General features: G+C 35.8%; 29 protein-coding genes and 2 pseudogenes. 10 read left to right on the plus strand and 21 right to left on the minus strand.

All coding sequences use genetic code 11. The annotated features are described in order from the left end of the window. Nucleotides 1-145: 145 nt before the first annotated feature. The 3 genes from B5P40_RS14195 to dnaE form a co-directional block, all read right to left on the minus strand. Nucleotides 146-790, minus strand: coding sequence for a FadR/GntR family transcriptional regulator (locus tag B5P40_RS14195; protein WP_002015502.1), 645 nt, complete (start codon nucleotides 788-790; stop codon nucleotides 146-148). A gap of 14 nt (nucleotides 791-804) precedes the next feature. Further along, nucleotides 805-2,013: an NADP-dependent malic enzyme gene (gene ystJ, locus B5P40_RS14200; protein ID WP_161793975.1), complete on the minus strand. Its 1,209-nt coding sequence runs from the start codon at nucleotides 2,011-2,013 to the stop codon at nucleotides 805-807. Between the two features lie 133 nt (nucleotides 2,014-2,146). Beyond that, a complete protein-coding gene (gene dnaE, locus B5P40_RS14205; RefSeq protein WP_113709344.1) occupies nucleotides 2,147-5,479 on the minus strand; it encodes a DNA polymerase III subunit alpha in 3,333 nt (1,110 codons plus the stop codon). Between the two features lie 42 nt (nucleotides 5,480-5,521). Between dnaE and B5P40_RS14210 the strand changes: the two genes are divergently transcribed. Beyond that, nucleotides 5,522-5,935, plus strand: coding sequence for a YtrH family sporulation protein (locus B5P40_RS14210; RefSeq protein WP_002015507.1), 414 nt, complete (start codon nucleotides 5,522-5,524; stop codon nucleotides 5,933-5,935). Beyond that, complete coding sequence (gene ytrI, locus B5P40_RS14215) at nucleotides 5,932-6,435, plus strand: sporulation membrane protein YtrI (protein ID WP_002190855.1); 504 nt, start codon at nucleotides 5,932-5,934, stop codon at nucleotides 6,433-6,435. The genes B5P40_RS14210 and ytrI overlap by 4 nt, the downstream gene beginning before the upstream one ends. Nucleotides 6,436-6,486: 51 nt before the next feature. Here ytrI and B5P40_RS14220 read toward each other — a convergent pair whose 3' ends face one another. Continuing rightward, nucleotides 6,487-7,419, minus strand: a complete 933-nt coding sequence (locus B5P40_RS14220; protein WP_002167586.1) for a DHH family phosphoesterase — start codon at nucleotides 7,417-7,419, stop codon at nucleotides 6,487-6,489. Between the two features lie 315 nt (nucleotides 7,420-7,734). On the opposite strand from B5P40_RS14220, the gene B5P40_RS14230 reads away from it, so the two are divergent. Then, on the plus strand, nucleotides 7,735-8,040 hold the full coding sequence (locus B5P40_RS14230) for a YtpI family protein (RefSeq protein ID WP_002129367.1): 306 nt from the start codon (nucleotides 7,735-7,737) through the stop codon (nucleotides 8,038-8,040). Between the two features lie 8 nt (nucleotides 8,041-8,048). Here the strand turns inward: B5P40_RS14230 and B5P40_RS14235 are convergent, their stop codons facing one another. Both B5P40_RS14235 and B5P40_RS14240 read right to left on the minus strand, forming a co-directional pair. Then, the gene (locus B5P40_RS14235) at nucleotides 8,049-8,312 is read right to left on the minus strand and encodes a DUF3949 domain-containing protein (protein WP_002190856.1); all 264 of its coding nucleotides are present in this window, start codon (nucleotides 8,310-8,312) and stop codon (nucleotides 8,049-8,051) included. Between the two features lie 213 nt (nucleotides 8,313-8,525). After that, the gene (locus tag B5P40_RS14240) at nucleotides 8,526-9,839 is read right to left on the minus strand and encodes a DRTGG domain-containing protein (protein ID WP_002034295.1); all 1,314 of its coding nucleotides are present in this window, start codon (nucleotides 9,837-9,839) and stop codon (nucleotides 8,526-8,528) included. A gap of 247 nt (nucleotides 9,840-10,086) precedes the next feature. On the opposite strand from B5P40_RS14240, the gene B5P40_RS32780 reads away from it, so the two are divergent. Beyond that, nucleotides 10,087-10,245, plus strand: coding sequence for a hypothetical protein (locus tag B5P40_RS32780; RefSeq protein WP_002190858.1), 159 nt, complete (start codon nucleotides 10,087-10,089; stop codon nucleotides 10,243-10,245). A gap of 40 nt (nucleotides 10,246-10,285) precedes the next feature. On the opposite strand, the gene B5P40_RS14245 is transcribed toward B5P40_RS32780, so the two are convergent. Further along, a complete protein-coding gene (locus B5P40_RS14245; RefSeq protein WP_002088954.1) occupies nucleotides 10,286-10,969 on the minus strand; it encodes a metal-dependent hydrolase in 684 nt (227 codons plus the stop codon). A gap of 149 nt (nucleotides 10,970-11,118) precedes the next feature. Between B5P40_RS14245 and pepQ the strand changes: the two genes are divergently transcribed. Beyond that, nucleotides 11,119-12,216, plus strand: a complete 1,098-nt coding sequence (gene pepQ / locus B5P40_RS14250) for a Xaa-Pro dipeptidase (protein WP_113709345.1) — start codon at nucleotides 11,119-11,121, stop codon at nucleotides 12,214-12,216. Nucleotides 12,217-12,261: 45 nt separating this feature from the next. Here the strand turns inward: pepQ and B5P40_RS14255 are convergent, their stop codons facing one another. From B5P40_RS14255 to B5P40_RS14295, 9 genes and pseudogenes are all read right to left on the minus strand, one after another. Then, nucleotides 12,262-12,468 carry a hypothetical protein gene (locus tag B5P40_RS14255; protein ID WP_002088956.1) on the minus strand — a complete coding sequence of 69 codons (207 nt, stop codon included), beginning with the start codon at nucleotides 12,466-12,468 and terminating at the stop codon, nucleotides 12,262-12,264. Nucleotides 12,469-12,531: 63 nt separating this feature from the next. Beyond that, nucleotides 12,532-12,822 (minus strand): annotated as a pseudogene (locus B5P40_RS14260) (anti sigma factor C-terminal domain-containing protein); the annotation flags it as partial. A gap of 102 nt (nucleotides 12,823-12,924) precedes the next feature. Beyond that, on the minus strand, nucleotides 12,925-13,380 hold the full coding sequence (locus B5P40_RS14265; RefSeq protein ID WP_002190862.1) for a GNAT family N-acetyltransferase: 456 nt from the start codon (nucleotides 13,378-13,380) through the stop codon (nucleotides 12,925-12,927). A 71-nt stretch (nucleotides 13,381-13,451) separates the two neighbouring features. Next, nucleotides 13,452-13,796: a DUF6176 family protein gene (locus B5P40_RS14270; RefSeq protein WP_002190864.1), complete on the minus strand. Its 345-nt coding sequence runs from the start codon at nucleotides 13,794-13,796 to the stop codon at nucleotides 13,452-13,454. After that, nucleotides 13,793-14,593 (minus strand): GNAT family N-acetyltransferase, encoded by an 801-nt coding sequence (locus tag B5P40_RS14275; protein WP_002190865.1) that lies wholly within the window; start codon nucleotides 14,591-14,593, stop codon nucleotides 13,793-13,795. Before B5P40_RS14275 ends, B5P40_RS14270 begins: the two co-directional genes overlap by 4 nt. Next, entirely contained in the window at nucleotides 14,590-14,922 is a 333-nt protein-coding gene (locus B5P40_RS14280; RefSeq protein ID WP_002190866.1) for a cupin domain-containing protein, read from the minus strand. Before B5P40_RS14280 ends, B5P40_RS14275 begins: the two co-directional genes overlap by 4 nt. Before the next feature lie 44 nt (nucleotides 14,923-14,966). Then, nucleotides 14,967-15,392: a hypothetical protein gene (locus B5P40_RS14285; protein WP_002190867.1), complete on the minus strand. Its 426-nt coding sequence runs from the start codon at nucleotides 15,390-15,392 to the stop codon at nucleotides 14,967-14,969. Nucleotides 15,393-15,534: 142 nt separating this feature from the next. Continuing rightward, on the minus strand, nucleotides 15,535-16,668 hold the full coding sequence (gene ald, locus B5P40_RS14290; RefSeq protein ID WP_002015529.1) for an alanine dehydrogenase: 1,134 nt from the start codon (nucleotides 16,666-16,668) through the stop codon (nucleotides 15,535-15,537). Nucleotides 16,669-16,882: 214 nt separating this feature from the next. Next, entirely contained in the window at nucleotides 16,883-17,674 is a 792-nt protein-coding gene (locus B5P40_RS14295) for an SDR family oxidoreductase (RefSeq protein WP_002034312.1), read from the minus strand. 147 nt (nucleotides 17,675-17,821) lie between these two features. Here B5P40_RS14295 and B5P40_RS14300 point away from each other — a divergent pair, with 147 nt between their 5' ends. Beyond that, nucleotides 17,822-18,280, plus strand: a complete 459-nt coding sequence (locus B5P40_RS14300) for a universal stress protein (protein ID WP_001066676.1) — start codon at nucleotides 17,822-17,824, stop codon at nucleotides 18,278-18,280. 43 nt (nucleotides 18,281-18,323) lie between these two features. Here B5P40_RS14300 and B5P40_RS14305 read toward each other — a convergent pair. Then, a pseudogene (locus B5P40_RS14305) lies at nucleotides 18,324-19,015 on the minus strand (hypothetical protein). A gap of 225 nt (nucleotides 19,016-19,240) precedes the next feature. Between B5P40_RS14305 and B5P40_RS14310 the strand changes: the two are divergent. Together B5P40_RS14310 and B5P40_RS14315 are read left to right on the plus strand one after the other, a co-directional pair. Continuing rightward, a complete protein-coding gene (locus B5P40_RS14310; protein ID WP_002129390.1) occupies nucleotides 19,241-19,420 on the plus strand; it encodes a hypothetical protein in 180 nt (59 codons plus the stop codon). 97 nt (nucleotides 19,421-19,517) lie between these two features. Beyond that, complete coding sequence (locus B5P40_RS14315) at nucleotides 19,518-20,084, plus strand: DinB family protein (RefSeq protein WP_002138616.1); 567 nt, start codon at nucleotides 19,518-19,520, stop codon at nucleotides 20,082-20,084. A 37-nt stretch (nucleotides 20,085-20,121) separates the two neighbouring features. Here the strand turns inward: B5P40_RS14315 and B5P40_RS14320 are convergent, their stop codons facing one another. From B5P40_RS14320 to B5P40_RS14330, 3 genes are all read right to left on the minus strand, one after another. Then, complete coding sequence (locus B5P40_RS14320) at nucleotides 20,122-20,475, minus strand: DUF3139 domain-containing protein (protein WP_113709346.1); 354 nt, start codon at nucleotides 20,473-20,475, stop codon at nucleotides 20,122-20,124. A 98-nt stretch (nucleotides 20,476-20,573) separates the two neighbouring features. Next, nucleotides 20,574-21,962 (minus strand): argininosuccinate lyase, encoded by a 1,389-nt coding sequence (gene argH / locus B5P40_RS14325; RefSeq protein ID WP_002190877.1) that lies wholly within the window; start codon nucleotides 21,960-21,962, stop codon nucleotides 20,574-20,576. Then, nucleotides 21,959-23,164, minus strand: coding sequence for an argininosuccinate synthase (locus tag B5P40_RS14330; RefSeq protein WP_002088976.1), 1,206 nt, complete (start codon nucleotides 23,162-23,164; stop codon nucleotides 21,959-21,961). The genes argH and B5P40_RS14330 overlap by 4 nt, the downstream gene beginning before the upstream one ends. A 167-nt stretch (nucleotides 23,165-23,331) precedes the next feature. Between B5P40_RS14330 and B5P40_RS14335 the strand changes: the two genes are divergently transcribed. After that, nucleotides 23,332-23,649 carry a hypothetical protein gene (locus B5P40_RS14335; protein ID WP_002129395.1) on the plus strand — a complete coding sequence of 106 codons (318 nt, stop codon included), beginning with the start codon at nucleotides 23,332-23,334 and terminating at the stop codon, nucleotides 23,647-23,649. Nucleotides 23,650-23,677: 28 nt separating this feature from the next. Here the strand turns inward: B5P40_RS14335 and B5P40_RS14340 are convergent, their stop codons facing one another. Next, the gene (locus B5P40_RS14340) at nucleotides 23,678-23,872 is read right to left on the minus strand and encodes a hypothetical protein (protein ID WP_002034321.1); all 195 of its coding nucleotides are present in this window, start codon (nucleotides 23,870-23,872) and stop codon (nucleotides 23,678-23,680) included. An 856-nt stretch (nucleotides 23,873-24,728) separates the two neighbouring features. On the opposite strand from B5P40_RS14340, the gene B5P40_RS14345 reads away from it, so the two are divergent. Then, nucleotides 24,729-25,391, plus strand: coding sequence for a YitT family protein (locus B5P40_RS14345; RefSeq protein ID WP_002015542.1), 663 nt, complete (start codon nucleotides 24,729-24,731; stop codon nucleotides 25,389-25,391). Nucleotides 25,392-25,418 lie beyond the last annotated feature (27 nt).

Here is a 25,418-nt window from a genome sequence, read left to right on the forward strand (position 1 = left end):
AGAAAATGGGGCTAACACCAATGTTTGATGTTAGCCTTATCTTCTCAATCTGTCTAATAACCTCTCTCTTTACGTTTAACTTTAACCGCTATGCGGTAGAATGTTTGTCATAACGTGTCATGGTCATTTCGACAAATTTTATACATTACGAGTGAAACTGTATATTCTCTACTAATTCATCGTAAATTTTTAATGCATCATTTTCTTGTTTCACTTCCAAAGTAGCATAAAGCTTTCTATACATTTCGATAGAATCTCCTGAAACTTCACAAGAAAGAGTTGCAACGTAATCATTTACGATCATCCAAATGCGATAGAGTAAATAATTATCGAATTGTTCAATAAGTGTTTTAAAGAACGTTTGATGAAGCACCGGAATTGAGCTTTCATTTTCTTCAAGCACTTGGTGTAATTTACTTAGTACTTCAGAAAACGTTTCTTTCGGTAAATTACATACAAGTCGAATCATATCTTTCTCAAGCAATCGTTTTGTTTGTAATAAATCACGAATTGTTTTCTCATCTTGCAGCAAGAACGGAGCAATTAATTGTACAAGACCGTTATCGTAAAAGTTTCGAATAAACGTTCCCTCACCACGTCTCGTTTCAATTAATCCTACCAGCTCTAACGCACGTAATGCTTCTCTTACAGAGGAACGTCCAACATTTAAGCGTGAACTTAACTCACGCTCAGATGGCAAACGATCCCCCGCTACTAAACAATCCTCTTCCATAATGGAACGGATTTTTTTTACAATTTCGAGATATACTTTTGTATTTGATGATGTCAATGGAAATTCCTCGCTTATTCTTTACCAATCAGCGCTAATTGTTTTGTTTTCTCAGCGACTTCATTTGGATCTACTTGACGGCGAGCTACTCCTGTCTCCATTGCTGCTTTCGCAACGTAAGCCGCTACTTGAGGCGCTACACGCGCGTCAAATGGTGCTGGAATGATATGATCTGCATTCAACTCATCCTCTGATACAAGCTCTGCAATGGCCTGTACAGCTGCCATCTTCATTTCTTCATTAATTTGTGTCGCATGTACATCAAGTGCACCGCGGAAAATCCCTGGGAACGCTAGTACATTATTTACTTGGTTCGGGAAGTCAGAACGACCTGTTCCAACAACAGCTGCGCCCGCTGCTTTTGCCAATTCTGGCATAATTTCTGGAACCGGATTCGCCATTGCAAAAATAATTGCATCGTCATTCATTGTACGAACCATCTCTTCAGTTAATGCACCTGCTGCAGATACACCAATGAATACGTCCGCACCTTGTAAAACGTCAGCTAAAGAACCTTCTATACGACTCTTATTTGTATATTTGGCAACTTCATCTTTCACCGGATTCATACCGACAGGACGACCTTCATAGATTGCACCTTTACGGTCACACATAATAACGTCACGTACACCATAGCGGTATAAAAGTTTAATGATTGCAATACCTGCTGCACCTGCACCATTTGCGACAACTTTAATGTCAGACATTTTCTTTCCAACTAACTTCAGCGCGTTCACAAGGCCTGCTACTGTTACGATAGCTGTTCCGTGTTGATCATCATGGAATATTGGAATGTTTGTCTCTTTTTTCAAACGTTCTTCAATAACGAAGCAGTTTGGCGCTGCGATATCTTCTAAGTTTACACCGCCAAAAGTTGGCTCCATTAATTTTACAGTTTCAACAATTTTATCTACATCGTTTGTATTTAAGGCAATCGGGAATGCATCTACACCAGCAAAGCTCTTGAATAATACAGCTTTACCTTCCATTACTGGAAGAGATGCTTCAGGTCCAATGTTACCAAGACCAAGTACAGCCGTTCCATCTGTCACAACTGCTACCATATTTCCCTTCATTGTATATTCATATACCTTACTTTTATCGTCATAAATTTCTTTACAAGGCTCTGCAACCCCTGGAGAATATGCAAGACTTAAATCTTTTGCATTTTCTACTTTTACTTTTGATACAGTTTCTAATTTTCCTTGATGCACTTTATGCATGTGAAGTGCTTCTTCACGAAGTGTTGACAAACTATCCACTCTCCTCAAATTATGCTTGCTGATATCAATTTCTCCAAGTGGTCTGACCACGAACACTACTACTATAATAATCGAAGTGTAGGGAAATTGTCCATTATATTTTCACAACGACATTTTCGTCACCGACAATTTCACGAAGTGCTCCTAGACATTCTTCACTTGGATGAATCGATAAACTTCGAGATAATTGTACCATTTTATGTTCCTTTTCATAATAAATTAGTACTTTCGTAAAACCTGAATAATCAAACAATATTTTTGTAACTTGATTTACAAGCTTTTTTTCATATTGAGACGGCAATTTCACGTAAACAGATGCTTCTTTCATTCCTTCATAAACATCCATTTCTTCTAGCGGATATAGTCCATTCACGATCCATTGCAACTTATGATTTCTTTGCTCGATCGTACCATCAACTAAAACGATTGCACCTTCTTGTAACCTGTCCGAAAAATGTATATACGTTTCTGGAAAAATAACGGCTTCCATTTCATCATTTTGATCACAGAATGTAATAAACGCCATCTTTTGCAACTTTTTCGTACGAATAACTTTCACACTTGTTATATATACGATCGCTCTTTGTACTTTTTTCTTATGTCGCATCGCCTGAGCAAGAGAGGGAATTTCTAATTCTTTTCCTAGCTCCGCATACTGCGCTGTCGGATAGCTAGATAAATAAAAACCGAGTGCTTCCTTCTCTTTATTTAACTGTTCAATAAAGGATAGCTCTTCTCCTTGTACGTATTTTGATTTCGGAACAGCATCCCCTAAATCAAAATCACGTGCAAGATTTGCATATTCCAACGCTCCTTTAAGACTTCTCCATAACGTCGTCCTCGAAACACCAAAACCGTCAAAACAACCAGACCAGACAAACGCTTCTAAATTTCGCTCTGTTACAAATTTTGATGGCATACGAAGACAAAACTCAAATAAATCTTCGAACATTTTTTCCTCTCGTTCTTCGAGTAATGCCGTCACGGTAGCCATCCCGATATTCCGAATCGAAAGTAAACTATATCGAATCGCATTCCCTTCTATTTGGAAGTTGTAACCACTTCTCTGAAGAGACGGCGGTAAAACGTGAAAACCTTTCCGCTTCGTTTCTCGTACATACTGCACAATCTTATCTTCATTTCCAATTGCACTTGATAATAACGCAGTCATAAATTCCAGCGTATAATTTGCTTTTAAATATGCAAGCTGATATCCGATCATACTGTAAGCTACAGCGTGACTTCGGTTAAAACCGTAATTCGCAAATCTTACAATTAAATCATAAATTTGTTCTGAAGATGTCTCATCGTATCCGTTTTCCAAACAACCTTGAACAAAATGCTTACGTTCTTGATCTAAAATATCACGATTCTTTTTACTCACTGCACGGCGCAGCAAATCCGCTTCTCCAAGCGAAAATCCAGCTAACTTCGATGCGATTTGCATAATTTGTTCTTGGTATACAATTACGCCGTATGTTCTTTCTAAAATCGGCTTTAAATCCGGATGTAAATATTCAATTTGTCTTTTCCCATGCTTCGATTCAATAAAGGTTGGAATTTGTTCCATCGGTCCTGGTCTGTATAACGAGTTAACAGCGACTATGTCTTCAAATTCATTCGGTTTTAACCCACGAAGTACATTTCGCATACCACCTGATTCAAGCTGGAATACACCTGTTGTATCCCCTCTTCCTAACAATTGAAACGTCTTTTCATCTTGCAGAGGTAAATTTCTTATATCAATTTGTTTCCCAGTTTTTTCAACAATAAATTTTATAATATTTTCAAGTAACGTTAAATTACGTAAGCCTAAAAAGTCCATCTTGAGCAATCCAAGTTCTTCTAATGCATCAGCTGGATATTGCGTAACATAAACATCGTTATGCCCTTCTTGAATCGCTACACTTCCCGTTAACGGTTCTTGGCTCATAATAACGCCAGCTGCATGAATAGACGTATGACGCGGTAATCCCTCTACACGTTTTGCAATTTCAAACACACGCTCATGTAACAGATTCCCTTGTATAAACTCACGGAGCGATTGCGATTCCTCATATGCATCTCTTAACGTTATACCAAGCTTTGATGGGATAAGTTTTGAAAATATGTCAATATCTCTTGGCAGGAGCCCCATTACACGAGCAATGTCTCTAATTGCGGCTTTCGCTGCAAGAGTTCCGAACGTTACAATTTGAGCAACACGAAGCTGACCATATTTATCTTTCACATATCGAATCATCTCATCACGTCTTATATCTGGAAAATCAATATCAATATCTGGAAGTGTCACACGTTCAGGGTTTAAAAACCTTTCAAATAATAATTCATATTCAATCGGATCAATATCTGTAATTTCCAATACGTAAGAAACGAGTGAACCAGCTGCCGATCCACGGCCTGGACCAGTTAAAATATGATTTTCATGTGCATATTTCATAAAGTCCCATACGATGAGGAAATAATCGCTAAATCCCATACGAGAAATAACATTTAATTCATGATCCAAACGTCCTATATGCGCTTCTTTCGGCGTACCATAGCGTTTCTGCAAGCCTTCTTCACAAACACGGCGCAAATACGTATCATTCGTCTCGTTAGATGGAACAGGAAATTTCGGTAATTGATTTACATGGAAAGGAATTTCTAATTGGCAACGTTCCGCGATTGTTATTGTATTTTGAACCGCTTCCTCAGCATGAGAAAATAGTGCTCCCATTTCATCCGATGACTTTAAATAATACTGATCCGTTTTCATTCTCGGTCTATCTGGATCAGTCATTTTCGTTCCGCCTTCAACAGATAATAAACATTCATGAACAAGTGCGTCACTTTGATTAATATAGCGAACATCATTTGTTGCAACGACTGGAACGTTTACCTTATTAATAAATTCAGGCAGTTTTTCTTGTAAAAGCAGTTCATCTTGAATTGCATGATGCTGCAAACTTATATAAAAATTGCTGAACATATTTTGATACGTATGAGCTACTTCTTCAGCCTGACTCTCTTTGTCTTCTAATAATAGCTGTTCAATCTCTCCGTCTTTCCCTGGTGAAATTGCAATTAACCCTTTCGCATAATGAGCAAGCCACTTCTTCGGGATACCTTCTTTTGACTTCGTCATAATGCTGCTAGAGATCTTTAATAAATTTTGATAGCCTATTTCATTCTCAGCAAGTAAGACGAGTGGATAAGACCTTTCTTCTTCTTCACTAAAAATAGAAGCTGTTAAGCCGATAATAGGCTGTATACCATTTTTCTTGCATGCTTTATAAAACGGAATAACTCCATACATAACATTTTCATCTGTAATGGCCAGCGATGAAAATCCAAGCTCTTTCGCCCGAATGACAAGCTCATCAATTTTACAAGCACTTTTTAATAAACTAAAAACGGTTTGACATTGTAAATGCACAAACTTCACTGTTGTACCCTCTCTTTACCTATGTGACTACTTTTATTATAGGTGATGAGGAAAGCGGAAATCAAAACATACTTCTCATACTTTGTCCATATATATGAAGAAGAAAGGGGAATGACGATGGATGTAAGAGAACATACTTTTTTCTCTCTGCTTATTATTAGTTATTTTATTGCCTTTGGAGTTATACTTGGTGGTTCATTAATTGGCGGATTTGGTGCATTTCTCATCGGAAAACCAACTCTAACTTATATTAATCAATTCGCCCAAAATTTAAGAATTTGGGCACTCGTTGCAGCAATTGGCGGAACGTTCGATACCTTTTATAGCTTTGAAAGAAGCTTCTTTGGCGGAGATATGAAAGATATCGTAAAACAAATTCTCCTTATTTTTTTTGCAACTGGCGGTATGCAAACTGGTCTTATTATTATTAAATGGCTTACACAGGAACATGTATGAGAGTACCCAGCGCCAATACAGCCAAAAGGTGGTATTTAGTTTTAGCTGGTGCTGCTGTTGGAGGAGTGTTGAGCTGGTTTGTTTTTTTGTACATATACGGTGTTTTTCAAGAAGAACAAACTAGTAAAATAGCAGAACAAAAAGAAATTATCGAAAAACAAGAAGCAAAACTCCACGTCCTTCTCGAAGACCAAGAGAAATTGAACACAGAAAATAAACGGCTCTTAACAATTCAAGAAATCAAAATAAAAATTATAAATCGAAAAAAATATAATTTAGACAATCTTACACTTGAAAACATGACCACTTCTATCCATAATGATCTCCAGCATCTTTTAACGAAAAACATTCAAAGCATCGCAAAAAATAAAGACCTGCTCAAAAAAGTCATCGAAAATAAAACGTACAAACATTACGATCGTATATACCGCTTTAAAGTAGACACAGTCTCTTTTGATACCGTACTTGAAATTAGTATTGATATAGAGAAAGAAAAATAAAAAAAGGAGGGCTTCAGTGCCTCTCCTTCTCTTTCGTTCAACATACAATTTTTATCTACACAGCTCACGTAAATCAGCAAACAGGCGATCTGCTTCTTCCCAAGAAGATGCTTTTGCACCAGAAGCCATCGGATGTCCTCCGCCATTATATTGCATTGCTAATTTATTAATAACTGGTCCTTTTGAACGAAGACGAACACGAATAACATCATCTTCCTCTAAAAATAGAACCCATGCCTTTAATCCATCAATATTACCAAGTGCTCCGACAACACCAGATGCTTCAGTAGAAAGTACATCAAACTCTTCTAGTACCTCTTTCGTTAATTTAATGTACGCTGCACCTTCTTCTACCATCGTAAAGTTTTGTAAAATATAACCGTTCAAACGAGCAATTTTTTCTTTCGTCTTATACATTTCATTGTATAAATCTGTGAATTTTACATCCATGTCAACGAGCTCACTTACGTAACGAAGTGTTTTCGCTGTTGTATTTGGGAATAAGAAACGACCTGTATCTCCAACAATACCCGCTAAAATAAGGCGAGCTGCTTCCTTTGAAATCGTTAATCCTTTATCTTTTCCATAACTGTAAAATTCATAAATCATTTCACTTGTAGAACTTGCTGTCGTATCCACCCATGTAATATCTCCGTACGGGTCTTCATTCGGATGATGATCAATTTTAATTAACATCTTTCCTTTTGCATAACGCTGATCACAAACACGCTCTTGATTTGCTGTATCACAAACGATAACAAGTGCATCTTCATATACACTATCTTCAATATCATCCATTACTCGTAAAAATGATAAAGAAGGCTCGTTGTACCCAACCATATAAATATTTTTCTCTGGAAACGATTCTTGCAGAATTGTACCAAGTCCGCACTGAGAACCTAACGCATCTGGATCCGGACGTACATGACGATGAATAATAATTGTATCAAACTCTTTAATTGCTCCTAAAATTTGCTCATGCATATGTATAATCTCCTTTTTATTCAACTTCTTCATTTTATCCCGCATTAACGTGTAGTAAGACTCCCACCTCAAAAGTATTAAAAACAATGAGGCAAAATTAATTTGGAGCCTGGATGCACGTAAAAGCCCGATTGGTGAGGGCTAATAATTAGTACGTGGGATCTCCCCACACTAATTAAAGTTTCACTTTATCCCCCATTATAACGGAAAACATTTCATACATGCGAACAATTGCTTTATAATAAAAGTTAGAAAGTTTAGATTTTTCTTTTTTCTAAATTGTTATTTTTATACCAATCGATGGGAGCGTGTATTATGCCAGTATTCGTCTTTTGTATTATCATCTCATTTGTGTTGTACCTCTTCTACAAAACAAAATTCTTTCGTACAAACCGTCCAATGGAGAAAGGTTGGCTCTCAGGAAAATCCGCAATGGCACTCGGCTTATTCGTCCTATTCTTTGGGATAAACCAATTCTTTTTAGAACTTTCAACTGCCCGTATTATCGTTGGTGTTTTGTTTATGTTACTTGGCAGCGCGAGTACATTTAATGGATTCCGCCAATATAAACACTTTCTACCATTAGCAGTCAAAGAAGCCGAATCTTATAAAACAACGTAAAAAAAGCATCAATATTGTGATGCTTTTTTACGTCCCTTAACTTTCAAAATCATATATGCAACAAACGCAGATGGGATATTAAAGAGATTACCTTGCACGTGAAAATGTAATTGTTCTTCTTCAAAAGACATCTGTTTGTATAATTCTTGCTGAGATAATCCTGTTCTTTTCTTTTTTTCATGCAATCCTTGTAAATATAAATATTGAATTGGTATCATCACAAGAAAGTAAAATAGTGCGATACCAGCAAAAAAGAGTACTTCTGATGACATATTGCATCCCCCTTCCAACATCCATTATCTTACAATCTAATTATATCATAGTATACACTCTAAATGGATTAATATTCTGTTTTTTCTAATTATACAATCATCTCTCCTTATATATATATTTCCAGCTAAAACTCCTCCACATCTTTAGCAACAGCTTCAAAACCCAATAAAACAAAAAAGATGGAACAAACCAAAGCGATTTGTTCCACCTTTTTATTTATCGATTAACTGCACCATAAGTAATGCTTTCCCGACAACATTACCTTCATGATGTACTTCTACATCAACCTTACCAAATTTACGGCCAATTTCTAATACTTTCGGATGAACCGATACAACATTATCAATTTGAACCGGTTTTACGAAATAAATTGTTAAGTTCTCAACAATTGAATCGCTCTTCTTCTGCGCACGAATGACGCGGTTTGTTGCTTCTGTCACAATTGTTGTGAATACACCGTAAGATAACGTCCCGATTGAATTCGTCATTTGTGGTGTCACTGAAAATTGATATAAATGCTCATTTTTTGCTTCTTTCGGCGTCATAAATTGATTCGTTACAATGTCATCAATCGTTTCACCAACTTGTGGTTGACGCTGAATCATCTGCAAGGCCTGAAGTACATCTTGACGACTAATGATACCTTGCAATTTATTTCCATCCTCCACAACAGGAAGTAATTCAATACCTTCCCACACCATCATACGTGCTGCAGCTGCGACAGACATTTTTCCGTTTACCGTAATAGGGTGTTTCGTCATAACTTTATCAATCGGTGTTTCTTTCGCAACACCAATCATATCTTTCGAAGTTACGATACCTAACACCTTTTTATTTTCATCCACAATTGGATAACGTCCATGCATCGTCTCTTCATTGTACTCATGCCATTTCTGCACTATGTCACTAGGCTTTAAATATAGTGTTTCTTCAATTGGTGTTAAAATATCTTCAACTAGTACAATTTCTTTCTTAATAAGTTGATCATAAATTGCACGGTTAATTAACGTTGCGACCGTAAATGTATCATAACTACTCGAAATAATTGGCAATTTCAATTCATCTGCTAACTTTTTCACATGCTCTTCTGTATCAAATCCACCTGTAATTAATACAGCAGCCCCTGTTTCTAATGCTAATTGATGTGCGTTCGTACGGTTACCGATAATAAGTAAGTTCCCTGCTTCTGTATAGCGCATCATCGCTTCTAATTTCATAGCCCCGATTACGAATTTATTTAATGTTTTATGTAGTCCTTCTCTGCCTCCAAGTACTTGACCATCGACAATGTTAACGACTTCTGCATATGTCAGTTTTTCGATATTCTCTTTCTTCTTTTGTTCAATTCGAATTGTTCCGACACGTTCAATTGTACTAACATACCCTTTATTTTCTGCGTCTTTAATTGCACGGTAAGCTGTCCCTTCACTTACACTCAAATCTTTCGCAATTTGCCTCACAGAAATTTTATGCCCTACCGGCAGGCTATTAATATGTTCTAAAATTTGATTATGTTTGGTAGCCAAATGGTTTCACCATACTTTCTTTTCCCTAAATTCTTCATGTGTTGTATTTTCAGTATACTATATTTTCAAAACTGTTACACTCTCTCTTTATATGCCTGTACCATTTTTTTTATAACAAAATACCCCTTACATTCCACCAGTCATTCTATTACAACAATGTAATGGTATTGTCATCTCGTTCGATAGTTTGTCCAGACGCTTCAATATACAATTAAGACAAGAAATGAAACAAAGGAGCGAATACATTATGAAAAAATTTTTAGAGGTTGTAGGTGCTGTATTTTTAGCTTTCGTAGATGGAAAAAAAGTTGCAATGGGGTTGAATGAAACACCCGAACAGCCACGTACAAAACGAGAAGAATCAGCTAAACAAATACAGGCTTTAAAAACTGTACTACACACATAAAAAACCCTTCACTTGTCATTTCAAATGAAGGGTTTCTTTTTTATAGTGTAATACTTTCTCCAGCTTCTAATACTTTCCCTGTACAATTTTGTAGCTTTCCTACAAATTGATATGGATCTTGTTCAATAACTGGGAACGTATTGTAATGCATCGGTACAACTGTTTTCGCCTCTATCCATTTTGCTGCTAACACAGCATCTTCTGGCCCCATTGTGAAATTATCGCCAATTGGTAAAAATGCTAAATCAATATTATTCAGTTCTCCAATTAACTTCATATCAGAGAATAAAGCAGTATCTCCTGCATGATATACCGTTTTCTCCTCTGCTGTAAACAAAATACCAGCTGGCATACCTGTATATGTAATCGTCTTATTTTCTTCATCAATATAACTAGAGCCGTGGAATGCTTGAGTAAATTTCACCTTTCCAAAGTCAAATTCATGTGAACCACCAATATGCATTGGATGTGTATTTACACCTTGCCACCCTAAAAATGTCGCTAATTCAAACGGTGCCACAACGACCGCATTATTGTTCTTTGCTAACGCTACTGTATCCCCAACATGATCACCGTGTCCGTGCGATAAAATAATCGCATCAACTTTTACATCTTCAGCCTTTAAATCTGTTTTCGGATTTCCCGTTAAAAATGGGTCAATTAAAATAACTTTTCCATTCGTTTCAATCTTTACAACTGAATGCCCGTGATACGATACTTTCATCATTACATTCCTCCCCTATTCACATTCTCACTTTTTATTCTACATGATTTCTCAATTCCCTGTCTTTTCTAACATCGATTTACTTGTCATAACGCTTTCCTCCGATGTAAAGTTATATTTGTAATTAAATATCTCGGGGGTGCCAATCGATGAATGCTAGATTAGAAAATTTAATGCAATGGCTAAAAGAAAAAAACGTAGAAGCTGCGTTCTTAACTTCTACACCGAACGTCTTCTACATGACAAACTTCCACTGTGAACCACATGAAAGACTACTTGGTATGTTTGTATTCCAAGAAAAAGAGCCTATTTTAATTTGTCCTAAAATGGAAGAAGGCCAAGCACGTAACGCTGGCTGGGCACATGAGATTATCGGATTTACTGATACGGACAGACCATGGGATATGATTGCAAAAGCAATTAAAGATCGTGGTATTGATGCAAATGCAGTTGCAATTGAAAAAGAACATTTAAACGTAGAACGTTACGAAGAATTAACAAAGTTATTCCCAAATGCAGCTTTCAAATCAGCTGAAGAGAAAGTTCGCGAACTTCGCTTAATTAAAGACGAAAAAGAACTTTCTATTTTGCGTGAAGCGGCTAAAATGGCAGATTATGCTGTTGAAGTTGGTGTAAATGCAATTAAAGAAAATCGTAGTGAGCTAGAAGTATTAGCAATTATTGAGCATGAATTAAAAACAAAAGGCATCCATAAAATGTCATTCGATACGATGGTATTAGCAGGCGCAAACTCTGCTCTTCCACACGGTATTTCAGGTGCAAACAAAATGAAACGCGGCGATTTCGTACTATTTGATTTAGGTGTAATCATTGAAGGTTATTGCTCTGACATTACACGTACAGTAGCATTCGGTGAACTTTCTGAAGAACAAACTCGCATTTACAACACTGTACTTGCTGGACAACTACAAGCAGTTGAAGCATGTAAACCAGGCGTTACATTTGGTGCAATTGACAACGCCGCTCGCTCTGTTATCACAGATGCAGGTTATGGAGACTTCTTCCCTCACCGCCTTGGTCACGGACTTGGAATTAGCGTACACGAATATCCAGATGTAAAAGAAGGCAATGAGTCTCTATTAAAAGAAGGTATGGTCTTCACAATCGAGCCAGGTATTTACGTACCAAACGTAGGCGGCGTTCGTATTGAAGATGATATTTACATCACAAAAGACGGATCAGAAATCTTAACGAAATTCCCGAAAGAATTACAATTTGTGAAATAATAAAAAAGGTAGCGTGATCGCTACCTTTTTATTAAAGAAGGCCCTTTAAAAAGTGCCTTCTTCTATCTCACTAATATTTATTTGAAATTTCACGATCCAAACTGAGAAAAGGTGGACAAGAAGCGCAAACGCCATACATGCTCCGCTTAAAAAAGTTAGTATAGGATGCGAATACACGTGCCCTAATCCATAGGATATCGCCACGAAAAACATTGTTATGTAAATATAAATTGCTCCATGTATTTGCCTCATATAAACCTCCTTTTCCCATATTATAACATAAATTTTCTGATTATTCACATTAATTAACTGTAATTAATATTTCTCCACTGTTACACCTCTAACAGCCGCTTTAATATATAGCGCTCCTTGTAAACCTTGTAAATCCTCTGTTTTTCCAGTTACGACTACTCCCTATATTGGTATGTCTTTTGGTTTCGTGTTTTTTATTTCTTTATAATATTGTTCAAAATAATCACTTGGTATACCTTCACTATTTTTTGCTAAAGACTTCATTTGGTACAGAAACTCTTTTGAGTTTATTGTTAAATCATTTTTCACACCTTCTGTTACTTTTGCATAACTCCCTTCAAATCCAAAAAAATTTTCATAATAAAAAGCACATATATTTTAATTTTTTAACATACAAATCAATTTTTTCGAAATAAAAACTTCCACTCATTTAAAAGATATATTCTCATAATATCTTTATGATTTAGTTGTCATAATAATTGAACGTGGATAAAATCCCAGCTTTTGATAAAACGATACAGCTTCATTTCCGTACACTACTATTAATTCAATGTCATCTACTTGCTTTTCTTTAAACCATTCCACTGCACTATTCATTAATTTCAAACCGAATCCGTTTCTTCGATATTTTTCATCAACAAATAAAACTTCAATCTTCCCACTTACGCTTTTACTATACGCTATACAAAAGCCTAATATATTATCTGTTTCTAACTCAATCAATAGTTCAATTCTATATTCTCCGTACTTTGAATTTTTTTTATAATCTTCAATACGTTCCTCAAATGTCATTCTTGGATAATCACCAGAAAAATATTTTGATTTACTGTTATGATATTCATGCAATTTATCTAATGAGTCTCTGATTATCTCTATTTCATCGAGAGTGATATATTTATGACTAATTCGCATCTTACAGCATCTCCAATAATATATATTTCACCAAAAAAGAGGATGGTTTATCTTTACAAAATACTACTCTATTATTTCATCGCTTCTTTCACAACATCTTGAATCATAACGACTTCCGTCTTCAGATCGACAGCCAGTGCTTCTTCATCAATACATTCATACCAAAACGCTAAGTGCTTTTTATCAATTGCATGATGAGAATTTTCGACAAGAGCCCCGCCTTCTCCTTGCACAGAATACCAATATAAGTACTCTTCTCCATCTCTTATTTCCCGGAAAATTGTCTCTACATACATCTTTTCGTCGTTTAATGTCAAAAGCACTTCTTTCATATTATCATTAAGAAGCTGCATCCATTCATCTACGCGATGACTTTTACCTGGCTTGACTTTGAATCTTGTTAATTCTACGTTCATCTTTTATTCCCCCATTTCTTGCGGACAAACAAAACATATTCTACTGGATTATGGAAGCTTAATTTACTAGCTAATTTTTGCGAGGGAATATTATCTACATTACAATCCCAGCATGGTGTAATATGATTTTGTATACACTGTTCAATGAAACGTGTTGCGACAGCTTGAGCTAACCCTTTCCCTTGATGTGCTTCATGTGTTGCAATATCAATTTCAGCAAAACCATTCCCTCTAAATATTGAGACGCATTCGGCTACAATCATCCCATCTTGTTCTATACAAAAACCAAAGCCGTTATTTAAAAACACTTCTTTTGATCCCCAATATTCTTTATAATAATCCTCTGTAAATTCATTACTTCGTTCTATATCACTTTTATCAATACGTTTAATTTCATATGTATTTTTGTTTAATTCTATTTTTCTATCTTCAAAAACTTCTCTTTGAAATTGAAATGTCATTCGTGGGATGTTCCGAAATGCATTACTAAAACGCTCTTCTAACATCATTTCCCACTCGTCACTCGAAGTGAACAATGTAAATCTCTTCTCTGTTTTTTGAATAGCCATTTTTAAATATGCAAATAAATATTCGTTATAATTTTGATCATCCGTATCACCAAATAAATAATAGATACCATTAGCTGTACGAATTAGTCCTGCTGTTAACTTCTCGTTTGCAAAAACTTCACCATCTATCATTTGATCACATACCGCATGAGCAAAGGTTGTTGTCCTTGTATGACCTTCTAAAATCGGAAGGATTTTTCTATACTGGGCTACAGATAATTTTTTCATAATTGCTCCACTTTAATCGTATCCGCCTCTATATTTTCAAAACAAAGATTTACCGTTCTCTTGAATGCTCTCGTTCTATGGATCGTGCATGCTGGAATTAAGATAGAATCATTTGGCTTTAAAACCGCCGTCTCTCCATCTTCAAAATCGATAAGTAGTTCTCCCTCTAGCACAATAAATAATTCATCCGAATTAGAATGATAGTGCCAATCATATTCACCAGTAAATACGGCGATTCGTAAACAATGATTATTTACATTTGAAACGACGAAGTTTTTATGTTGTTCTTGAATGTCCTTTGTTAATTCTAATAAATTTGCAGTTTCCACCTTTTGTCTCATCCTTTCATTAGTCGTTCTTCTGAAAAACTAACTTAGTCTCCACCACCTCCGCAATCTCCTCCACCATCACTTGAGCTGCTACAATCGTTGCTACTGTAGTCACCGAATCCACTTGATGAGCTTGCATAATAAGACGAATTTCTTTTCTTTTTTTGTACTTTTTCTCCACCATTCTTATTAGTTGATAGTAATGTTCCAAACACTAAAACATGTACTAAAATAGCTATCATAAAAAAAATAATAAGTACAAATACATGTAAAGATAAATTTGAAACTGGTAACTTAATTAAGTTAATAAAAATAATACCCATGACAATAAAATACATAACATTCGCAGCATCTATTAAACCACTTTCAATTTTAGACCTAGGTCTCTTTTTCGTAACTACTAACTCATGTTTACTCCTTATTACTCCTCTTTGTTTTTTGTGCTTCCTCCGCTTACTTTTTCTTCCCAATCTAATCCCTCCCTCCCAAAAAAATATATAATTCTAAATTATCACAATTACCACTTATTAATAGTGATACACGACAATTTTTTACAATTTATTTTATAAAAAAAGACCCTCCTCATAAAGGAAGGTCTCAAATGTATCTCTATTATGATAAAGCAGGAGCTTTTTCAAGAAGCTCTTTTGCATCTGCATATTGTAAGCTGTGCGCTTCTGCAACTGCTTCGAATGTTACGTAGCCATCTAATGTGTTAATACCTTTTAATAATGCAGTGTTGCCTAGGCAAGCTTCTTTGTAGCCTTTGTTAGCAATTTGTACTGCATATGGTACTGTTACGTTTGTTAATGCAAGAGTTGATGTACGTGGAACCGCACCTGGCATATTTGCAACTGCATAATGAACAACACCATGTTTCTCATAAGTTGGGTTGTCGTGAGTTGTAATACGGTCAGTTGTTTCGAAAATACCACCTTGGTCAATCGCGATATCTACAACGACAGAACCTGGTTCCATTGATTGAATCATTTCTTCTGTTACAAGTTTTGGCGCTTTTGCACCTGGGATTAATACTGCACCGATTACAAGATCAGATTCTCTTACAGCTTCTGCAATGTTGTATGGGTTAGACATTAACGTTTTTACTTGGTTTCCAAAAATGTCATCTAATTGACGAAGACGTTCTGCACTTAAGTCGATGATTGTTACATCTGCACCTAAACCTACTGCAATTTTCGCTGCGTTTGTACCAGCTTGACCACCGCCGATAATTGTTACTTTACCGCGTTTCACCCCTGGAACACCTGCAAGTAAAATACCTTTACCACCTTTGTTTTTCTCAAGGAACTGTGCACCGATTTGCGCAGACATACGACCAGCTACTTCACTCATAGGTGCAAGTAATGGTAAAGAACGATTGTCTAATTGTACTGTTTCGTATGCAATTGATACCACTTTGTTATCAATTAATGCTTTCGTTAATTCTGGCTCTGGAGCTAAGTGTAAGTATGTGAATAAAATTAAACCTTCGCGGAAATAACCGTATTCACTTTCAACTGGCTCTTTTACCTTCATAACCATATCTTGATTCCATGCTTCTTCAGCAGTTTCAACAAGTTTCGCACCAGCTTGTACGTATTCTTCATCTGTAAAGCCTGATCCTACACCTGATCCTTTTTGAACAAAAACTTCATGACCATTTTGTACTAAATGTACAGCTCCCGCTGGCGTCATTGCCACGCGGTTTTCATTGTTTTTAATTTCTGTTGGAATACCGATACGCATTATTAGTTCCCCCTTGAGTTATGAAATGACCCCTGAATCATTTTTTAAAGCGCTTTCTATACTCTTATATTCTAACATAATATCTCAATATTTGACAAAAAAATAATACAAGTTTTCCGATAGATTTAATCTTACATGAAAGGACAGTATTATCCGTACCTCTCAGTATAAAGGATAAACTGTCCAATTATTCGAAACTTCACTTTATTTAATTCTATCGATGTCTATGAATAACATCAACAGCGCCTGTTACTTCAATAATCGTGCCAGTAATCATATCAGAATCGTCCTCACATAAAAACGAAATGGTTCTTGCGATATCTTCCCCTGTTCCAGATCTACCAATTGGTGTGTTACTACCTTTCAGATTTCGTGCTTCTTCAATCGTTGCCTCTTTCATTTCACCAATTATATCACCAGGACATACCATATTCGCAGTAATACCGTATTCAGCTTCTTCGTATGCGACTGTTTTCGTTAAAGAAACAAGTCCGACTTTCGCAGCTGCAAAGGCTGAACGATAAATCCATCCAGGCGCGCTATCTGCCCCTTGAAATCCATAGTTAATAATACGGCCAAATTGCTGGTTTCTCATAATCGGTACGACAAGTTTTAATAAATGAAACACCGCTGTTAAATTACCCTGGATCATTTCATTCCATTCGTCTTCTTCGTAATCGACTAATTTTTTCCTTTCAAATACGTAAGGACCAGCATTATTAATTAAGAAGTCAATTTTGCCAAAACGGCTCATCGCTTCTTCTACTATTTTATGTAAATCTTCCTTTTTCGTGACATCAGCTTGCACGAACTGTAGACGTTCTTCCATATTTTTATATGTTTCTTTCATTGTTTCCATAGCACTTGTATCGCTATGATATGTTACTGTTACTGAATATCCTTTAGCCAATAACTTTTCTGTTACTTGCTTTCCTAAACCTTTCGTACCGGCTGTAATGAGCGCGTGTCTCACAAACATGCCTCCTTTTAAATTGCTATACTCCATATGTAACAAGTTCTCGCTTCAATTACAACTAAAATGAATTAAGGCAAAGTTTTCAAAATTCTGTAACGTTTCCAACAAGCACATTACCAAAATTTGTTTTATAATAAAGTTGTAAACGGTAATAAAAATGATTGGGAGGAATTTACTATGAATAATACATATACAAATATTTTAATTGCGGTGGACGGTTCTAAAGAAGCAGAAAAAGCCTTTAAAAAAGCAATTCAAGTTGCAAAACGAAACAACGCAACATTAACAATTGCTCATATCGTTGATGTAAAAGCATACTCAGCAGTAGAGGCTTATAGCCGCGCAATTGCTGAACGTGCAAATCTATTTGCAGAAGACTTATTAGAAGACTACAAAAAAACTGCGCTTGAAGCTGGTCTTGAAAAAGTGGAAACTGTATTAGAATTTGGTAATCCTAAATCTAAAATTTCAAAAGAAATCGCTCCAAACCATAAAGTGGATTTAATTATGTGTGGTGCAACTGGTTTAAATGCTGTAGAACGTTTCCTAATTGGTAGCGTCTCTGAACATATTATTCGCTATGCGAAATGCGATGTCCTTGTTGTTCGTGGTGACGAGGAGCAAGGTGATCTTTAATTTATAATAAAAAAACACCAAGTCCACATGGGCTTGGTGTTTTTCATTTCACATATTTCACTACAAATACGAGACAAGCTAGAACAACAATGACAACTGCAAACACATAAGGCGGAAGGAACTTCAAAGACCATAACGCCATCATTAACGTCGCAACCGTTAAGTACGTTTGTTTTGCATCTTCTGTCATTTTTTTGCGAAGTAAAAAAACATACAAATAACCAATTGGCGGCGTAATAAAACAAAGAACATATATGATTTTAGATTTTAAATACCACTTGTGTTCTCCAAGTTTCTTTATGTCTTCTTCTATTCTCTTACTCTCTTGTTCTCTCGCTTTTCTTTCATATAAGGAAGAAAGTGCATGAAAAAATAACATGTAAATATAATTGCCCAAAATTCAATATCCAATCTTTCTAGTGGAATATGCTCACTAAAAAATGCAGCAGCAATCACTAAAGAAAAACAATACGTCATCATCCAAAATGAACGTTTTCTCTTTTTCCGTTCTATTTCTTTTTTATCTTTTACTTCTTGTACTTTCTTTTTTCTAGAAAGCCATACAGAAATACAGCAATCTACTACAAATAAAGTAAAGATAAAGATTGCTATATGCATTGTTGTTACATTCTCAAATGAAAATACTTCTGGGAATGCAACGTGTAATACAATTAGCGTGTACAAAATTAACCCTACAAAATAAAGTGAAACTTTAATCAGTGGGGTTTTGTTCATCCCCCACTGATTATTAGTTGAACCAATCGGGCTTTTACGGGCAGTTGATCCCCCACCTAACTTCTTTGCTTTCGCTGAATTTTGAGGTGGGGGTCTTACTGCCCGTTAATGCGGGATAAATACGTCTCATCTTCCATTCCTTTCTCATTTCCTAACATTAGGTTAACATACATTTTTTAGAAATAGACGGACAAAATATATGTGTTTAGAAAAGGAGGATGCTACATGGATGATTATGAACGCATTATTTTAGATGTGAATGGGAAAGAAATCGAAATGTTAGATATGATTCGCGAGCATTTTAAAGAAAAACATGGTGTTGAACTAAGTCACGGTGCATTACTTAGAGATTTAATGGATATTGAATACATTCGAATTACAGAAGATCGCCACAAGTATGATTAATCAATGAAGCTTTAAGCCTAGAACATATTGTTCTAGGCTTAATTACATCTATACGAAAAATGTTATAATTAGGAAAAAACGCAGAGGATACCAGAATATGAAATCTGAAAATATCTCAAAACATTTTCACACATTACATGTGCAAAGAAACCAGTTCCTTCCTGAGCTTCATTCACTTTCACAAGAACAACTATGGCATAGAAAAGAGGACGGAAAATGGTCTATTGGTGAACACTTTTATCACTTATATTTAATTGCAAGGATGCTAAAAGTAGCGATTAAATTCTCTTTCACTCTTATCCCTTATGCCAAACTAAGAAAAAACGCCCCATTTGCAACTGACATGCATGACATTTATGCCGAATATAAAGAAAAACACGGTAAAGGAATGAAAGCTCCTTGGATTTTAATCCCTTCAAAAAAAGTCTATTACTCTATGAATGTAAACGAATTAGAAGAATTACTTTCACGTGAAACAGATGAAATAAAAAAACTAGTTCAAAATATAGAAGAAGATATTGCAGGACATATCGTATTTTTAGATCCAATTGCTCACTATCCTAACCTTATTCAATCTATCCAACTATTAGCGATTCATGAGAAGCATCATTTTAGCATTATGAAGAACAACTATAAAATGCTCGACTCCCTTCTAAAAATATAAAAGACTGCTCATATTACTTATCAGCAGTCTCCTATATCTATTTAAGCTCTTGATGCTTCCCACCCATACCACCTGGCTCATTGCTATCTTGGTGTACAGTTATTTTATTTATTTTAGCATCTTTCGAAACTCTATATGTATACGATTCATTTGGTTCATCTTTAAACTGTACATTCATACCGTAAGAACCGATTTTACTATAAAAGGCCGGTTTTATGTATGAAATATCACTTTCTTTATATCCTTTCTCTTGCAAGTGCCACATCGTTGCGATAATCGCTTCTTCTCGCTTTTCTTGTTCACCAACAAACATATATTTGTCCAAAAGAAATACTTTCACGTTTGCAATTAAGCTAATTAACAGTAAAATGATAAATACTATTTTTTTCATAAATTTCCCCTAAATTGTGTTTTTTCACTATACTATAACTTACACACTAGTAAAAAAGAAAGTACGCCAGACTTTCACAGACTGGCGTACTTTCCAACTCAATTCCTAATAACTTCTTTAGTTAACCCCTTCGCCTTCTCCAAAGCCTTTTCAATCTGCTCAAATCCTGTCCCGCCAGCACTGTTACGGCGCTTTACAGCTGCATAAGGTGAAAGAACTTCATATAAATCTTCTTCAAATAACGGACTCATTTCTTTATACGTTTCAAGTGGTACATCTAATAAATAGATTCCTTTTTGCGTACAATGAAGAACTAGTTTCCCGACAATTTCATGAGCTTGACGGAACGGCAGTCCCTTGCTTGCTAAATAGTCGGCAATTTCTGTTGCGTTAGAGAAGTCTTGCGTCACAGCTTGCCCCATTTTTTCTTTGTTTACAGTCATCGTTTCAAGCATGCCTGCCATAATATGAAGGCATCCTTCTACTGTTTTCACTGTATCAAACATTCCTTCTTTATCTTCTTGTAAGTCTTTATTGTAAGCGAGCGGCAATCCTTTCATTACTGTAAGTAAACTGAATAAATTACCGTATACTCTGCCAGTTTTACCACGAATAAGTTCCGCCATATCCGGATTTTTCTTCTGCGGCATAATACTGCTTCCTGTTGCGTATTGATCGCTCATTTCAATAAATTGAAATTCTTGACTACTCCATAAAATAAGTTCTTCGCAAAAGCGTGATAAGTGCATCATAAGCATAGATGAGTTACTTAAAAACTCCAGTATGAAATCACGATCACTTACCGCATCTAAACTATTTTCATAGATTCCATTAAATCCAAGAAGCTCCGCACTATATTCTCGGTCAATCGGGAATGTTGTACCAGCTAGTGCTCCTGCTCCTAATGGTGAAATGTTAATACGCTTTAACGAATCTTCATAACGATTCACATCGCGCTCTAACATCCAAAAGTAAGCAAGAATATGATGCGCAAATGAAATCGGCTGTGCACGTTGCAAGTGCGTATAGCCGGGCATAATTGTTTCAATGTTATTTTCCGCTTGATGAACAAGAACAGTTTGCAATTGTTTTGTAGCTTTTATAATATCTTCTACTTTTTCTTTTAAATACAAATGCATATCTGTCGCTACTTGATCGTTACGGCTTCGGCCTGTATGAAGTTTCCCTCCTACTTCACCGATTCTTTCAATTAACATCTTTTCAATGTTTAAATGAATGTCCTCAGCCTCAACTGAGAAATTCAATTTATTTTCTTTCGCTTCCTCTAGTAAATATTGAAGCCCTATCTTTATTTTCTCTGCTTCTTCTTTCGTAACAATGCCTTGCTTTGCTAACATCGTTACGTGTGCGATACTCCCTTTTATATCTTGATTTACTAATTGTTGATCAAAGGAGATGGATGCTCCAAACTCTTCAACCCACGCTTCCGCTTCTTCTGTAAAACGTCCGCCCCAAAGTTTGCTCACGCTTCCACCTTCTTTTGATTCACTTGGCTGTATACTTTCGTAGGTAAACCGAATAATGAAATGAATCCAACTGCTGCATCATGATTAAATTCATCCTGGGCAGTATACGTTGCTAATTTTTCATCGTATAAAGAGTACTCAGATTTACGCCCTTCTACAATCGCATGACCTTTAAATAATTTCACACGTACTGTACCTGTTACATTTTTTTGCGTTTCTTGTAAGAAAGCATTGAGCGCTTGTTTTAAAGGTGAGAACCATAAACCGTTATAAATTAATTCTGTTAGTTTTTGCTCAATCATCGGTTTGAAATGAGCGACCTCTTTCACAAGTGTTAAATCTTCAAGTTCTTTATGCGCTGTTATTAATGTCATTGCTGCTGGGCATTCATATACTTCACGAGATTTAATACCGACAAGGCGATTTTCTACATGGTCGATACGTCCCACGCCATGTTTTCCAGCAAGTGCATTTAACGTTTTAATTAGTTCTGAGAGTGGGTATGCAGTGCCGTTTAAAGTCGTCGGTACCCCTGCTTCAAATCCGATTTCTACAAACTCTGGTTTATTCGGTGTATCTTCTAATGCCAACGTCATCTCGTATGCGTCTTCTGGCGGCGCTGCCCATGGATCTTCTAAAATTCCACATTCGTTGCTGCGTCCCCATAAGTTTTGATCGATTGAAAACGGGCTATCTAAATTAATTGGAATCGGTATATCATTTTCTTTTGCATATGCAATTTCTTCTTCACGTGACCATTTCCATTCACGTACGGGCGCAATAACTTCTAAATATGGATTCAACGCTTGAATAGAAACTTCAAAACGAACTTGGTCATTCCCTTTTCCTGTACATCCATGTGCAACTGCACTTGCGCCTTCCTGCTCTGCAATTTCTACTAATTTTTTTGCAATAAGCGGACGAGATAATGCAGAGACAAGAGGATATTTCCCTTCGTATAACGTGTGAGCTTGCATCGCTATCAATGCATATTCATTCGCATATTCTTCTTGAACATCAATCATATATGATTTAATTGCACCTACTGAAAGTGCTTTTTCTTTTACAAACGCTAAGTCTTTACCTTCCCCTAGATCTAAGCAAAGCGCGATAATATCATAATTTTTCTCTTGTAACCATTTAATTGCAACGGAAGTATCAAGACCTCCGGAATATGCTAATACAACTTTTTTCTTCTCCATTTTGCATCCCCCTAAAGAATAAATATTCATATTTTCTTATAATAATCCAAACTTTATCACCTTTCATAAAATGAATCAAGGGGAATTTATAAAATTTTTTCAAACAATTTCGTCGAACTTCTTTCTTTTTTTATGTAAAATAGAGGAAGGAAAATGGAGGGGTGTCCATGAAAAAGTATTTTATATACAATGAACATCTAGGAATTGAAGTACCGAACATACAAGAAAAATGGGAAGACATCTCTGAACAAGCGCAGCATTCTATTTTATTAAAATGGGAGCAAGTTCGCGGAAAAATACCTGATCGCATAAAGGAACTTGAGCACCATATTAACGCTAAACAACACCACTTAAATAACGAAGAAGACTTTGGAATTTCTTGCAAGCTAAATTCAGAAATTGCCGATCTTGCTTCAATTATTAACGATCTTTGGCTTTGGTATCGTCTAACCCAAAACGTATCTGAGGGAAAAGCACACCAATGAAAAAAGCATGCCCCTCAATTAATTTGGGTCATGCTTTTTTGTCGTAACAAGCTTTGCAATATATTTCTTGCGCCGTTTTTGCTAAACATACATCAAACGGGCCTACTAATATACTTCTTTCTTTCGGCAACTTTACAAAAGCAACTAGCTCTTCTTCATATTGAATCTTTTTCTGACATGAAACACATTTTAATTCTTTTCTTTTAAACATGTCTTTTAGCATATCTCCATTCTCCCCCTCATCTATCTATATTAATATACTCTCATAATAGTTAGAGCTTGTAAAAAAATGACACATTCCGAAACAAATTATTCATATACTATGTACAAAAGGAGGTCTCAAACTTATGCGAGCTTTCATTATTATCGCTTTAACTTTTTTAAGTATCATTAGCTGGGATGCATTTTTTAAAGATAAAAGTGATGAGAACAATACAATTGAATAAAAACCCTTCTTTTCTTACTTATTGGACAAACTTCTAAAAACTGCCCAATCCTGCAAAATCACTTAGGCTTTTCTACAAAAATATTTAAACATAACATTTTTTGTAGATTCCCTCCGGTTATTGTCGGTTTCCATCCGCATGTATTTTTTGAAAGTATGATATAATAATATAAATCTTGAAGGAAGGGATTTTGATATCATGATCGCTCGAAGGAGCATGTGGCATCGTATTGACGAATCATACACGTAGCGTATTTTTCAGCTCAGATACTTTAGTCTAGCGAAAAAAATACGAGAGTGGGGAAATTATGATTGCCCGAAGGATAATTTGGCAAAAAAAAGACTCTTCTTACACATAGCGTTTTGTTTAGGACTTAATTGTTACTAGCTAAACAAAACAAAGAAGAGCAGGATTGCTAAATGAAGAATCCTACTCCCCGTTTTGTTTAGTCGCTTTAAGACTTAAACTAAAACGAAGGTAGGGAGAATTGATGGACGAGAGGATTATTCGTTATTTCTTCAGCGACATATAGCGTAGTTAGTTTTTTTCGTAAACTAACTGAAAGCTACATGTGAGCTCGTAGTTAGTTTACAACACCAAAAGGACTACTAACTGCGGAAAGAAGGAATAACGATGAGGAACATCCAAAGTCGACAAATTATTAAAGAAGTTTTTATGGTTTTAATCGGTTCATTTATATTAGCAGCAGCGCTATATCACATTCACTTCCAAAACCACTTAACAGAAGGTGGCTTTGTAGGTATTGCACTATTTATCCAAAATTTTTATGATATTTCACCATCTATTTCAACTGTAGTAATGGATATCCCTATTATTTTACTATGTGCTTCATTTTTAGGTAGAAAAATGGTTGGCTATTCATTCTTAGGTTCACTTTCATTTGGAGTATTTTATTCCCTTATGGAAAATTATTCTCCTTTTACGGTAGATTTATCAAATAATTTATTTGTAGCTGCAGTAGTTGGCGGTGCGTTAGCTGGTATTGGACTCGGTTTTATATTGCGATTTGGCGGTGCAACCGGTGGAGACGATATTTTAACAATTATATTAAGTAAACGAACTCGGTTTACAATTGGGCAAATTTTCTTCGTCTTTGACGCGATTGTTCTTGCGCTTTCATTATATTATTTAAATTGGACAGAAATTGCTTTTACTATTCTTTCGATTGCCGTACAGGCAAAAACATTGGATTTAATTTACTATCCAAAAACAGAAAAGAAAGCAGCAAAGCAACCCGTTTCTATTCCAATATCCAAAAAACATGCGACAAACTAAAAAGCGAAAGGCTTCGGCCTCTCGCTT

Source organism: Bacillus sp. SRB_8 (assembly GCF_003264205.1).
GTDB lineage: Bacteria > Bacillota > Bacilli > Bacillales > Bacillaceae_G > Bacillus_A > Bacillus_A mycoides.